At 45.4% G+C, this 13,236-nt stretch carries 10 protein-coding genes; 6 read left to right on the forward strand and 4 right to left on the reverse strand.

Annotation, left to right across the window (positions count from 1 at the left end; genetic code table 11):
* Window positions 1–40: 40 nt before the first annotated feature.
* On the forward strand, window positions 41–352 hold the full coding sequence (locus AAFP11_RS08485; protein WP_341736648.1) for a four helix bundle protein: 312 nt from the start codon (window positions 41–43) through the stop codon (window positions 350–352).
* Window positions 353–386: 34 nt separating this feature from the next.
* Here the strand turns inward: AAFP11_RS08485 and AAFP11_RS08490 are convergent, their stop codons facing one another.
* Window positions 387–536: a hypothetical protein gene (locus AAFP11_RS08490; protein WP_341736649.1), complete on the reverse strand. Its 150-nt coding sequence runs from the start codon at window positions 534–536 to the stop codon at window positions 387–389.
* Window position 537: 1 nt separating this feature from the next.
* Here AAFP11_RS08490 and AAFP11_RS08495 point away from each other — a divergent pair, with 1 nt between their 5' ends.
* From AAFP11_RS08495 to AAFP11_RS08515, 5 genes are all read left to right on the forward strand, one after another.
* Window positions 538–1,239: a phosphate ABC transporter permease gene (locus AAFP11_RS08495; RefSeq protein WP_341736650.1), complete on the forward strand. Its 702-nt coding sequence runs from the start codon at window positions 538–540 to the stop codon at window positions 1,237–1,239.
* 408 nt (window positions 1,240–1,647) lie between these two features.
* Window positions 1,648–2,808, forward strand: coding sequence for a CHAT domain-containing protein (locus tag AAFP11_RS08500; protein WP_341736651.1), 1,161 nt, complete (start codon window positions 1,648–1,650; stop codon window positions 2,806–2,808).
* Window positions 2,768–3,391, forward strand: coding sequence for a CHAT domain-containing protein (locus AAFP11_RS08505; RefSeq protein WP_341736652.1), 624 nt, complete (start codon window positions 2,768–2,770; stop codon window positions 3,389–3,391). The genes AAFP11_RS08500 and AAFP11_RS08505 overlap by 41 nt, the downstream gene beginning before the upstream one ends.
* A 392-nt stretch (window positions 3,392–3,783) precedes the next feature.
* The gene (locus AAFP11_RS08510; protein WP_341736653.1) at window positions 3,784–4,155 is read left to right on the forward strand and encodes a hypothetical protein; all 372 of its coding nucleotides are present in this window, start codon (window positions 3,784–3,786) and stop codon (window positions 4,153–4,155) included.
* Complete coding sequence (locus tag AAFP11_RS08515) at window positions 4,142–5,680, forward strand: hypothetical protein (protein ID WP_341736654.1); 1,539 nt, start codon at window positions 4,142–4,144, stop codon at window positions 5,678–5,680. The genes AAFP11_RS08510 and AAFP11_RS08515 overlap by 14 nt, the downstream gene beginning before the upstream one ends.
* A gap of 2 nt (window positions 5,681–5,682) precedes the next feature.
* On the opposite strand, the gene AAFP11_RS08520 is transcribed toward AAFP11_RS08515, so the two are convergent.
* The 3 genes from AAFP11_RS08520 to AAFP11_RS08530 form a co-directional block, all read right to left on the reverse strand.
* Entirely contained in the window at window positions 5,683–6,306 is a 624-nt protein-coding gene (locus tag AAFP11_RS08520) for a precorrin-8X methylmutase (protein WP_340522437.1), read from the reverse strand.
* A 94-nt stretch (window positions 6,307–6,400) separates the two neighbouring features.
* Complete coding sequence (locus AAFP11_RS08525; protein ID WP_341736655.1) at window positions 6,401–7,207, reverse strand: TPM domain-containing protein; 807 nt, start codon at window positions 7,205–7,207, stop codon at window positions 6,401–6,403.
* Window positions 7,208–7,432: 225 nt separating this feature from the next.
* Entirely contained in the window at window positions 7,433–12,907 is a 5,475-nt protein-coding gene (locus tag AAFP11_RS08530) for a hypothetical protein (protein ID WP_341736656.1), read from the reverse strand.
* Window positions 12,908–13,236 lie beyond the last annotated feature (329 nt).

A 13,236-nucleotide genomic window follows, 5' to 3' on the forward strand; every position in this document is an offset into this window, starting at 1 on the left:
GGAATTGGGAATTGGGAATTGGGAATAGAGGGGTGTAGATATGAGTAGACCAGATTTTGAGGATTTGGATGTTTACAAGTTGGCTGAAAAGTTAGCAAATGAGGTTTGGTTTATCGTCAAACAATGGGATTATTTCACGAAAGATACTATGAGTCAGCAAATTGTACGCTCCGCCGATAGTGTTTGTGCTAATATCGCAGAAGGACGTGGCAGGTATAATCATCAAGACAATCGGCGTTTTATTAAAATTGCCAGAGGCTCTTTATATGAAACAATCAGTTGGTTGAGATTGGCATACGCCAGACAGTTGTTAGCAGATGAACAAGTAAAAAAAAAATCAACCAATAATTGATGAACTGCCACCAAAACTCAATGCTTATCTAAACTCAATAGGTGACAAAAAAGATCGAATGAGTGATTAAAAACTTGGGAGAGATAGCCAATTCCCAATTCCCCAATCCCCAATCCCCAATCCCCAATTCCCAATCCCCAATCCCCAATTCCCAATTCCCAATTCCCAATTCCCCATTCCCCATTATGCTAATTCCCTTAACCCGCGAAACATTTCAAGAACTAATTCCCGCCGTCGCCACCGGAGCCCAATACAAATACTTCTGGGGAAAACCCCCCGACTTTCTCAGAAGAATGTTAATCTCTGCTGTCGCCGTAGTTTTTCTAGTTGTCCTCTACAACTTCGCCGGTTCCGATGTCGGGCCCCTAGTATTAATCACCGGATTAATCGCAGGCTTGTACTGGTTGTGGGGCCCGATTTTGTGGGCCAGTTTGCGCAATGCAGAATGCCGCAAATATAAATACTGTGGTTTTTGGCAAGGACGAGTTTTGGATATTTACATCACAGATGAAGTCACAAGTCAAGAAGAAACAGTCAATCAAAAAGGACAACTCGTAATTGTTGACAACTTAGAACCGCGAATCAACTTAGAAGTCGGCGACAAAACGGGATTTACTACCACACTTACAGCGCCATTGCAGAAAATTCACCAAGGAATTGTCCCCGGCCAAGCTGCTTTAATGTTAATCATGTCGAATCAAGAAGATTTGGGACGGATTGCCAAAGTTTCGGATATTTACATTCCCAGCCGCGAAGTGTGGGTTAGTGATTATCCTTATTTGCGTAAAGATGTATTTATTGAAATGAGCGAACAGATTAAAAAAGGTAGGAAAAAAGACCGCGATCGTGATAATAGCACAAAAAAGCGATCGCCCGCTGATTATTAATCCGACTTAAGCGCGGGTTGGTGGCCAGAAACCGGGTTTTTGCCAGAGTCTTTGTGACGATACGGAAATTTGATAAAAAACCCGGTTTCTTCCAATCGCCGGGGCCTTTAAATTCCGTTTGATTAACAATCACCCGGCGGTTCAAACCGCGTCTACACAGACAAAACCCACCTCCGTGGGTTGAAGATTTCACCCAATGATTTTCCATCCCCAAATACCATCTTCGTCCGCGGAGGCGGACATCGTTTGTGTAGCCGCGATTTCCAACCGCCGGGGCCTCCGCAACCAATCCATAACCAACCCATAAATCAACCCCAAATCCATCCGCTAAATCCGCTACAAAATCCGCTGCCAATCTTGCATTCCCCCCCACAAACAATGTAAAATATCCCAAACATGGGTATTCCAATGAACCAACAACCAACCTATCTCACCCTAATCCAATCTCTCCTCACCTGCCCCAGCGACGAAGAAATCACCATCCTCCAAGCCAATCTCGAATTATTAGACGAAGATTTTGCCCAATACTTGCGAGAGTGGGCAACTCAAACCCTCGCAGAAATGGAGTCAGAGGAAGCATACAATATTGCTAATATTTTATACGGTTTCAATATAACATTTTCAAGTCTTCAGCAAGGAAGTCGGGCAAGCAACATAGAGATTGCTATTGCTTGTTTAGAAGTAGGATTAATTATTTTTACTCACGAAGCTTACTTAGAAAAGTGGGGAATGCTTCAAAATAGCTTAGGTATTAAATACAGAAACAGAATTAGGGGAGACAGAGGTGAGAATATCGAAAAGGCGATCGAATGTTATGAAGCTGCTTTAGAAGTTTACACCCGCCCAGCTTTGCCTCAACAATGGGCGATGACTCAAAATAATTTAGCAGCAGCTTACAGAAACAGAATTAGGGGAGACAGAGGTGAGAATATCGAAAAGGCGATCGAATGTTATGAAGCTGCTTTAGAAGTTCGTACCCGCCCAGCTTTGCCTCAAGATTGGGCGATGACTCAAAATAATTTAGCAACAGCTTACAAAGACAGAATTTGGGGAGACAGAGGTGAGAATATCGAAAAGGCGATCGCATTTTATGAAGCAGCTTTAGAAGTTCGCACTCCCACCGCTTTGCCAATTGACTGTACCACCAGAAAATCCCCCCCACCAAATCAACAACAACTCTTCGCCCTCCAGAATCCCACCGAAGACTTATTCAACGCCGATATGGAAGTAGAAACCATCAAAACCCGATTCGACTTGCATCAAATATTACTCAAAAAACAAGCCACAAAAATCGCCTTCAACGCCAACGGAGAAAACATCGCAAATGCCAGCTACCTGCACTTTTCCTGTCACGGCGTATTCGACTTCGACTATCCGCTACAATCATCCCTAGTCTTAGCGGATTCCCTCGAACCGGTATTAGAAATTAACCCCCCCCAACCCCCAGAAATTAACCCCCCCCAACCCCCAGAAATTAACCCCCCCAACCCCCCCTTGCTAAGGGGGGGGCTAAGAGAAGAAAACTCCTTTGCTAAGGGGGGGGCTAAGAGAAGAAAACTCCTTTGCTAAGGGGGGGCTAAGAGAAGAAAACTCCTTTGCTAAGGGGGGGCTAAGAGAAGAAAAACCTCTTGCTAACGGTGGGTTAGAAAAAGATGGACTAGAAACTAAACGCTACGTCACCCTACGCAGCGGCAGAAAAGCCATCCCCGAAAAATGCCTCACCCTGCGCGACATCTTCGGCGAATTGCAGTTATCCAAGTGCAGTCTCGTCACACTTTCCGCCTGCGAAACCGGGTTAACAACTTCCACCGCCATGACAGATGAGTACATTGGTTTACCCAGCGGTTTCTTGTATGCGGGTAGCATGAATGTTGTCAGCAGTTTGTGGGCTGTCGATGATTTTGCCACGGCAATTTTGATGATTAAATTTTATCAGGAATTGCCGAAGGCAGATTCGGTTGCGATTGCTTTGAATGCGGCGCAAAACTGGATGCGCGCTGTGAGTGAGGAGGATTTTCGAGTTTGGGTAGGATTGTTAAATTTAGATGAAAAATCCAGACAAAGTGTGGAATTATGGTTAGTGTGTTCGAGTGAGGAACAGCCGTTCCGCGATCCGATATATTGGGCCGCATTCTGTGCGACTGGATATTAAGTTAGGTAGGAACACATGATTTTGTAGGGGCGGGTTTTACCAACAATATATAAGAATTACCAAAAATCTAAATAAACCCGCCCCACCCCACCAATAACCCCCATCAACCTAAAATTTACATCGAATGTTAAAATGTAGATGATTGAACATTTACCCAAATTTTGTAGGGGCGGGTTTTACCAACAATATATAACAATTACCAAAAATCTAAATAAACCCGCCCCACCCCACCAATAACCCCCATCAACCTGAAATTTGCACCAAATGTTAAAATGTAGATGATGATTTTTCGTTGGGTTGGGCGGGTTTTCGAGATTGTCGATTTCAGGCTATTATGGTTGGTGAACCCGCCCCTACGAATTTATATTTTTTAAATCACGGGAGTAATTACAATGGAACCTGACAAAATTATCTATGCTTTCCTGCAATGGCTGCACGAAAATCCCAGTATTTTCATGCCGACAGCATGGCAAGATTTACCTAAATTAAAAGCAGAAATAGCCGAATCAGCAGATGATGAATTGTTTCCCATTGCTATGACTATCAGCAAGTGGTGCGCCATTCATACATTGGGAGAGGAATTAAAAATTGCTGTTGCTAAATGCAAAAAAGAAATTGATGATCCGGGCGAACCCACCCCAACTACAATGCAGCCGCTAACCAATATTACTCAAATTCTGCGTACCAGCATTGAAGATAGCTACAAAAAACTTCAAGAAAGCGCCGCAGATAATCAATCAGATACCACCAATGACTCCAAGTAGCAAAATCTATGCCCCCAACGTCTATCTGTTTGCTTTTCACCTCTGCAACGCCCTAGATTCAGAGTCGAATTCCCCTGTGGAATTTGCAAGTTTGTGGCACAAATCCAACGAGATATTGCAAGATAAGTTGGCAGTCAATACGGAATTAAATGCCAACAATTTGTACATCAAAAACCCACCTGCGGGATTGCGAGTTAACCTGATCGACAAACAAGCGGTTGGCAACCGCAATTCTCTGCCTTTTGATAAGGAGATTTTCTTTGAAAATCAACTTATTCCTGTCAAGGGTTTCGCCCTACCGATGCGAATTGACGACAGCTATGCCCTGGGTTTACAAATTCGGATTCCCAAAAAAGTTAACAACATTAAAACACCAGATGTCGATGTTAGCATCTTGAAGCAGTTTAATCCCGATAACTGCTTGTTGCCAGATTTTGTGCAGAGTTATTTCGGGCAAACTTTGCTGCTTACGGCTTGGCTGAGTGTCGAACAAAATCGAGAGGCGCGGGAAAATCCACAGTTTATCAAAAATTTAGGTAAAGAGTGTCTGGAAAAATTGATTTCTGGTGACAATCTCCCGGATTTATGTCGTGAAGGCGAGTTATTTGGTAGTCCAATTTTGGAATATGGAAATCTTAATCAGCCCGATAGTTACTGTCACATTATTATCTGGTTTTTTAACAGTCCAACAACTGATGATATCTGGGATGAGACGCGCTACAGTGATTTTATGGATTTGTTTTTGTACCGCAATAAGATTCTTCGGGCTTATGGCGATTGCCGCAAACTTTACGCGGTGATTCGCGAGGAGTACAAACAAATTGACTTGGATATTGACAAGACTTTCCAGTATTTGCAGCGGGATAAAGCTCAGCAACGACAATCGAAAGGTGCTGGTTTAAATGAGGAGGAATTAGAGTTTCTGGAAACTCAGATGATTGAGCTTCCGCAGCGGGCTGTCAAGTATGCCCGGATGCTTAGTGATTTGCAGTTTCGCGAAAATACGATCGCCATTAATGCCCAAAATTACCAAGATAAATTAAATCAAATAAGTCTTGACATCAAAGCTTGTAAAAAGTATAATGATAGTGATGCCGATTTAAGTTTTCTCGCAACATTCAGCACGCAAAATTGCCCGCAGTTTCAAAGGCAGATTCAGGCAGATTTAGGCTATTTCCAACACGGTTCGGGTTTGCTAGATAAGGCAATGGAAGCAATTCGAGGCGTTGTCTCCATTGAAGAAGCTTATCGGGATGCGAAACTTGAAGTTACGATTCAAGCAGTGGGCTTTGGTTTGGGAGTAGCGGGAGTAGTGGCTGGTGGCGCTCCTTATTTGATTAAACAAGACGCGCCCGATCGCAAATTTTACTTGCCATTATTGAGTAGTGTTGAAATTCATCCTTTTGTGTTAGTGCTATTGATTAGTTTGGGAGCCGGTGGCGCAGTGTGGTTTGTGTTTATGTTTGGAATCAAAATCAAGCAACTACTGCCTAAAATCAAGCAGCAGTTGCCACCTTTCAGGTAATATCAACTATTCCCCTCTTGGCCGTAAGCCTGCCAAGCCAAATCCACCAGCCCATTCACAATCGCCACAGCCACCACCGCCGAACCCTTCCGCCCCTCAATCCGAATATGAGGAATCATCGAATCGTGTAAGCGAGACTTAGCCACATCCACCCCCACAAACCCAGAAGGAGTCCCAATCACCAAAGCAGGGCGAATTTCCTCAGCCTCAATTAAATCGACGATCGCCGACAGAGAAGTTTGAGCTTGGCCAACTACAAAAATTCCCTCTGGATAGCGTTTAGCCAAGGTTTCAATCCCCCAAGCAGCCCGCGTTTTTTCCTTTTGAGGGCGCGTCAAAGCTTCCATTGAACAGTACACCGGATTGGCAAAGGTACTTTGGAGCAGTGGCGTAATCCCCACCTGGACCATGGGCACATCTACCACAATCGTAGTCCGAGCAGCCAAAGCTGCCGCCCCAGCTTGCAAAGCCTGATCGGAAAAACTGATTAAAGACTTATATTCAAAATCAGCGGTTGCATAAATCACACGGCGGACAATTTCATATTCCGCCGCCGAAAAACCATGATCGCCAATTTCGTTATCGATTAATCCCAGACTCTGGGCATCGCTTAAGTGCCATTCCATGTGTTGAATAGCTGTCGCCTGTGAATTATCAAGTATCAGCTTATCAGCTTTTAGTTAACTGCCAACTCCCAACTGCCAACTGCCAAGGTAGAAACTAACTTTCTGATGAGGGTGAGGACTTGCCGAGTACGGGAGTGAGGAATGCCACCAAAGCCCCGATCGCAAAACCAGCCACATTCCGCACCAAAGGCAGCCACTCAGAAGTCCGAATCACCACAGGGCCGACACCGAAGGCAAAAAACAAGATGCCCCACAGAGGCGAAAAAATCAGCGCCCACTGCCAAGCCACCAACTGTCCCGGTTTCCGTGGTTGAGCTGCAAACCCGCAGATGACCCCGCCTAGCACCGAAGAAATTAAAGTCAAAATCCACTGTTCCCTAGGCAAACCGGGAACCACGCGACATCCACCTTGACGCAGACAGCCTTCGATCGACTCCAAAGATTCAATAATCGCTCGATCTTCCCCATTGTCCCGCACAAAAAACTGATTACCGTAGCGGGTTTGCAGTTCCACCCAAAAAGTGCGCGGCAACAGAGGATACAAAGAGTCTCCCACATTAAAGTTCAGGAGATTGCCACCTCGCGGATCGGCAACTAACAGCACACTCTTTTGATCTAAGCCCCAATAATTTTTGACGGCCAAACCGGGGGTGCGATCGTACTGAGTCAGCACTCGCAACTTCCAGCCAGTTTCCGCCTCAAAGGCACTTAAATTTTTTGCCAAGTCCTGTTCTTCAATCTCTGTAAGGGCTTTAGCTAAATCAATGATCGGAGTCTGAATTTGTGGCAACAAATCAGGATTGTTGAAAGCATGGGCTGCTGGTGCGATCGCCCATAGGGACAAAGCCAGGAAAAAGGCAGCAGCAGAGGCTAGAAATTGGCGTGGGGAAAACTGTGACATAGGAAGTTCTAATCTGGGTCTCAATTGTGAATGAATACTAGCTGGCAGTCTTAACCAGAGGATAAGAGAAAACTCATATTTCTTTACAATTATTTACTTTACAGGAAGCGGGGGGGAAGGGGAAGAGTTGGGATAAGGAAAGTTTGGAACAGGAAAGTAGCATCGGGCATCGGGCATGGGGCATTGGCAACTAATGACAACCGTCAACCTCCAACCGCCAACTGACTAAAACTGAGATTTAGGCGCTACCCCGTCGCAGAGGCGCCGATCGCGATCGCTGACATTGGGATTAGTCCTCAGATAATCCCCCACCCAATCGCAGCCCCTCACCAACAAATCGTCCAAGTCCAAATTCCACAAAATCACCCGATTATCCCTACCAGCAGAAGCCAGAACCTTCCCATCCGGGCTAAAACTCACACTCATCACACTGTCTTTATGTCCAGTCAAAGTTTTCAACAAAGTGCCACTACGACTCCACAACTTCACCTTGCGATCGTAACTACCCGAAGCAATCAACAAACCATCCGGGCTAAAACTGACGCTAGTCACGCTGTCGCTAGAACCCTTGAGTAGCGTCGCCACCAAAGTCCCATCCACATTCCACAACTTCACCGAATTGTCATAACCAGCCGAAGCCAGCATTTGCCCATCAGGGCTGAAAGCCACCCCCAACACAAAACTGTTGTGAGCCCCTTCAAAAGTCCTCAGCAAACGACCATCCCGATTCCACAATTTCACCGTACCGTCATCGCTAGCCGAAGCCAGCATGGAACCGTCGGGATTGAAACTAACGCTAGTCACCCAGCCTTTGTGTCCCGTCAAAGTTTTAATCAACCTACCGTTTCTAGTCCAGAGTTTAATAGTTTTGTCCTTACTCGCCGAAGCCACAATCTCGCTGTCGGGGCTAAAACTGACGCTAGTCACGCTGTCGCTGTGTCCATCGAGAGTGAACAACACAGAAGGAGAACAGGGGAACAGTGGAGCCGAAGGACAAGGCAACATATTAGTAATGCCATCTTCTTTTAAACTCCAGATTTTCACTGTTTTGTCATGACTTCCAGAAGCAAGCAGCAAGCCGTCGGGGCTGAAACTAAGGCTGGATACTCTCTGAGTGTGTCCCTCCAAGGTTTCCAACAACACCCCTGTACGACTCCAGAGCTTGATAGTTTTGTCCATAGAAGCAGAAGCCAGCCTTTGGCCATCGGGGCTGAAAGTAACGCTGAGGACGCGGTTGTGGTGTCCGTCAAGGGTTTTCAGAGGTACATCATCCAGTCGCCACAGCCTGATAGTTTTGTCAAAACTTGCGGAAGCCAGGGTTTTGCCATCCGGGCTAAAACTTACCTGAGTAACTCGATCGGCGTGTCCTTCAAAGGTTCTGAGCAAGCGGCCGACTGGTTTAAATTTGCCACCATCTAACAGGTGTTTTCCATGAATATCAACCAGACTCCAGAGTTTGACCGTTCTATCAGCACCACCAGAAGCCAGAGTTTGACCATCAGGGGAGAAGCTGACGCCAAATACCCATTTGCTATGTCCCCGCAAAGTTGTTAGCAGCAAGTCTGTTTTGTCGATTGAATTTAGTTGTGGATTGTTTTGAAGTGGGCCGACATTCCAAATTTTGACTGTGTTGTCCTCACCACCAGAAGCCAGGGTTTCATCATCGGGGGAGAAACTGACGGTGTAAACTTTAGAAGGTTTTCTATTTTCGCTGTGCCACAGATTCGCGATTAGCCTACCGTCAGAACTCCACAGTTTCACAGTACCGTCATCGCTGGCCACGGCTATAATTTGACCGTTGTGGCTGAGACTGACCCAATTTACGGGTGCTAGTTGTGGGATGGTTTGCAGGAGTGTACCATCGGTTTTCCAGAGTTTGACAGTTTTGTCTGTAGACGAAGAGGCGATCGTTTGTCCATCCGGGCTAAAAGTGACACTGGTAACACTATTAGTATGACCTTTAAAAGTTGCCAGTAAAGTGCCGTCGGTTTTCCAAAGTTTGATTGTTTTATCTAAGCTTCCGGAGGCGATCGTTTTGCTGTCAGGACTGAAAGCCACACTGGTAACGTTGTTAGTGTGGCCTTTAAAAGTTGCCAGCAAGCTACCACCCCTCGCCCAAAGTTTGACTGTTTTGTCTACACTAGCCGAGGCAATTGTTTGCCCATCAGGGCTAAAATTTAGACCCCAAACTACATCTCCATGTCCTTCTAATCGGTTGCGTTCTTTGATACCGTAAACCGCCTGTTGGAGGGAGGCAGAAATCAAAATTTCTGTGTCTTTGAGAGTGTGGGTTTCTTGGGAGTGTTCGATTTGCCTCCATTGTCTCCCCGCTCTCAAACTTTCCATCATGGCATCAAATTTGTTATTGGAAAAATAAAGTGCTTCAGAAGCCGCCGTTAGAGTGCTAATTTCGGCGCGCTGAGTTTGAGCTACAGCTAGTTGTTTTTGTCCCACTGCTCGCCACCAAAAGTTGACGGCGGCGACGGTGGAACTGGTTAGCAGCAGTACGCCGATCGCTGCTAATCCCAAAAGTTGTTTGAGAAAAATATTCGCCCGGTATAGCTGTGCTTGACTCATGTTTTTGTCAGCTTCTGCTTTGTGCAGTCTGGCTTCTAAGCCGAATCTATCGCGGATGGGGCGGACTAGATAGTCGTGAACCAATTGATAACGATCTTCGGGGGATTCCCGCAGCAAAAATAACAAACCATGACCGACTAAAATGTCTAAAATTAATTCGAGGTTATCGGTTTTTTTGGGTTCTATTTCTGAGTTTTTTCCCAGTTTGCGCTGTAGTGAAATTAGGCTGATTCTGCCCATCCCAGACAAATCTGGTTCCTCCACATCTTCGGGCTGCACCCCTGTAACTAATGAGAGTTCATGTTTGGTTTTGATCAGTCTGACCCCTCTTTCATCGGTCAAGGAAAATAAAATTTTCCAAGCTGCGTCTTCGTTGACAGGACCGCAGTCAGAAATGACTCGTTCGAGCGATCGCTTGACTAATTCTGCTTTGGGGTTGTCACCCAACTGCTGGTATTGTTCTATGGTCGTAATGTTTTCTTCTTGCAGTTGCGCTCCCACCACTTGCAATTCGATCGGTCGAATTTCTTGCAATTCGTCTGATAAGTCTTCGACGAAGGCATTAATTAGTTCTGGTTCTAAGTAAAATTCTGCGCGTTCTGTCAAGTGTCCGATCACAGCCCGCGCATCTTTAATGGAAAAACTTCGCAGTTGATAGCGGATGCTTTTGTCGAGAATATTATTATTAATTGCGTCGAGATTGGGAAAGCGATCGCAGTCTAGTAAATAATGTAAATAATCTTCTCTCAGGCAGAGGATTACTTTGACAAAAGGGAGATTTAAAAATAAGCGTAAAAACTTATAAAACAGTTGTCTTTGAGCTACCGAGGTTGAAACAAAGAAAAATTCTTCAAACTGGTCAAATATTAAAATAGTCAATAAATTATTCTGGGAATTTTGTCGCAATTGTTCAACCAAAAAAGATGAAGCTTCTTCGGTACGCCCTGGTATGACTAATTGATTTTTTCGAGAAAATTCCCCGACTCCATTTTGGATTAATTTCCTGTCTTCTTCGACTTGTTTTTCGTACAGCGCGCCATTCAAAGCATTTTCTAATTCTCTGAGCCAATCACTATAAACTTTGACTAATACAGGCAAAGTATCCCGTGCGCCCGGAGTGATATTTTTTAAAGCAGGTACTAATCCCGCATTGACTAAAGAACTTTTGCCAACTCCGCTGGGCCCGTGAATAATCGTTAATTTATGGTCGTCCCTGCTAATTCTTTCCAGCAAGTTATTGATATCTTTCTGGCGGGAGTAGGCTGTCATTTCCGCTGCAATTGCTGCTTGGTTTTTGGCTGAGGGACTCGACGGGTTGACGGCTTGTCGCTGCTGCTGCAATTGACTGGCTCCGATAAAAGCTCTAAATCCGTATTGATATTCGATCGATCGCTGGTTTTTTTTAATCCGAAAAGCCTTGAGGTACTCTCCCTGCTCGAAATAAACCGCTTGCAGTTCGGTCAAAATATCAATGTAAAGCCGGGGGTCGTACTTTGGCTCGCTTTGACTTTGAGCCAATTCCAAAGAATGAACTGCGGCTTCCCACTGTCCTAGTTGTCGCAAACTTTGGGCTAACAGTAAAAGATAGGAACTTCTGTCTGATTTGGGATGCTGGATTTTTGATTTGGGTTCGTTAATTGACTGGTTAGTCCCGACAAACTCTGGATAATTCCCGGAAAAACCCAATCTTAAATCTTCAATTAGCAATCTCAAATCGTTAGGGGTTTGATCTAGTATGGCTAAGGCCAATTCGGCTAGCTGACGGGCTTGACTCCACCTCGACTGTTGCAGCGCCACTTCTGCTAAAAAGCCGTAATCTTGAGCTAGCTGGCTCGGAGTTCCGTAGGTGAAGTGTAACTGCAAGGAATTTTCCGCCAATGCTTGCAATTCTCCCCAAGCTTCCAGGCGTTGCAATACCTCTCCTAGGTGTGCCGTTACCTCTGCTACTAATTCGGGGCGATCGGCAAGGGAGAAGGCATTTCTAGACTGTTCTAGGCTAATCCAGGCTTGCTCCCAATGCTGGCGGTTGGCTACTGGATTTCTGGCTGCTTGTAAGCGGTGACACAGGGCTATGTGAAACAGCACTATGCCCTCCCTCTCTAAAAAAAGAATATTAGGGACCGGATTAGACAAAGTGCAGGAAAGGTTTTGTGTTTCCCAGGACTTTTCCCAGTTTTTGAGTTCCCAATTGCCGGTTTGCTGCTGCCAAAATACTAAGCTTTGCTGGTAGTGGATCAAAGCGGTTTCGGTTTGGTCGCTGACGTAGTAGTCTCTACCAAGAACGAATTGCAGGCTGGCTTCGAGGGCTGGTTCTAATTCTTGGTCGCGATTTTGCAAATCTCTTAAAGCTATTTCGAGTTCTCGGCGCGATAAGGAACCGATCGCCAAATCGAGGTTATTTCCCGGACTCAAGGGCGAATAGGACTGGATATTCGATGTTTGGGAGTTTTGCGATCGAGGATGAGGTGTGAGAAAACGCTCCCCCTGCCGGATTTCGCTTTCCTGAGTGGGTTTTTCTAAGTCGGTGTCGTCGTAGGTGCTAAAGCCGGATTTGGCGGCTGTGCTGTTTCCCCATTGGGGGTTGAGTTCGCCTACTCGAAATATGCCATCAGCTCGCTGGGCGAGAAAATCGATCAATTCGTCCACGGCCATTTCAAATTTAATTGTGGCCGCGGCCCAACTCTTGAAATCCGGGGCCAGACGAATCATTTTGGTCACGATGTCATCTGTCACCCACAAAACCACGGGACAGGAAAAATTTTTGCGAAACTCGTCTCGCACTTGATTGGTAGATGCCATCACTTCGTCGATCGCTACTACCGTTTCTAAGCCGAACACCATCACAGCAGAGGCAGCAGCCCCTGGGAACTGCCCGTGGTTTTGGGTGTTGGCGAGCAAGGTACTGTAGAGGGTTTTGACTCCTGGCCGTAGGACTACATCTTGGATGGGCAGTGGGGACATTTCTCGCAGTCGCTTGACCATTTGCTGGCGTAAATGCTCGTAGTTGCAGCGCACCAAGATTAGGGAGAATTGCTGTTGAGACATCGCGATCGACCGTACCAGGGTTTTGAGCGATCGCTCGTTGTAGCTGGCAGTTTCTCGTAATTTAATCATGTCTGTCATGCGTGCACCCCATTTCCAGAAATAAACAACCTAATGATGACTGAAACTGTCTCTACTTATATACACTTATTTCCTTCAAGCACTTTATACCTTTATTACTACGTAATTTTTCGCACTTATCTAGTCTCTCCAGCCCTACTCTCCCTAGTTCAATCCAAACACATCATACCTCTCAATCTAATAGAAAGCTAGATTTATATATAAATATTAAATTAAAATTAATGTGTTTTTTAGTCAGCTACAGATAAATTTATCTAGGGGATGAATGGCTAGTTGCTAACCTATGATATCAACTCCGGTTAAGTGCTGATAAATAGTCTACTGGTATA

It is taken from the genome of Microcoleus sp. CAWBG640 (assembly GCF_020883015.1).
Classification (GTDB): Bacteria; Cyanobacteriota; Cyanobacteriia; order Cyanobacteriales; family Microcoleaceae; genus Microcoleus; species Microcoleus anatoxicus.

Bases quoted from the DNA above. Each gene is read 5' to 3' on its own strand.
- AAFP11_RS08525 (WP_341736655.1), bottom strand. From the start codon at position 7,207: ATGTCACAGTTTTCCCCACGCCAATTTCTAGCCTCTGCTGCTGCCTTT.
- AAFP11_RS08500 (WP_341736651.1), top strand. From the start codon at position 1,648: ATGAACCAACAACCAACCTATCTCACCCTAATCCAATCTCTCCTCACC.
- AAFP11_RS08490 (WP_341736649.1), bottom strand. From the start codon at position 536: ATGGGGAATGGGGAATTGGGAATTGGGAATTGGGAATTGGGGATTGGG.
- AAFP11_RS08520 (WP_340522437.1), bottom strand. From the start codon at position 6,306: ATGGAATGGCACTTAAGCGATGCCCAGAGTCTGGGATTAATCGATAAC.
- AAFP11_RS08530 (WP_341736656.1), bottom strand. From the start codon at position 12,907: ATGACAGACATGATTAAATTACGAGAAACTGCCAGCTACAACGAGCGA.
- AAFP11_RS08495 (WP_341736650.1), top strand. From the start codon at position 538: ATGCTAATTCCCTTAACCCGCGAAACATTTCAAGAACTAATTCCCGCC.
- AAFP11_RS08485 (WP_341736648.1), top strand. From the start codon at position 41: ATGAGTAGACCAGATTTTGAGGATTTGGATGTTTACAAGTTGGCTGAA.
- AAFP11_RS08510 (WP_341736653.1), top strand. From the start codon at position 3,784: ATGGAACCTGACAAAATTATCTATGCTTTCCTGCAATGGCTGCACGAA.
- AAFP11_RS08515 (WP_341736654.1), top strand. From the start codon at position 4,142: ATGACTCCAAGTAGCAAAATCTATGCCCCCAACGTCTATCTGTTTGCT.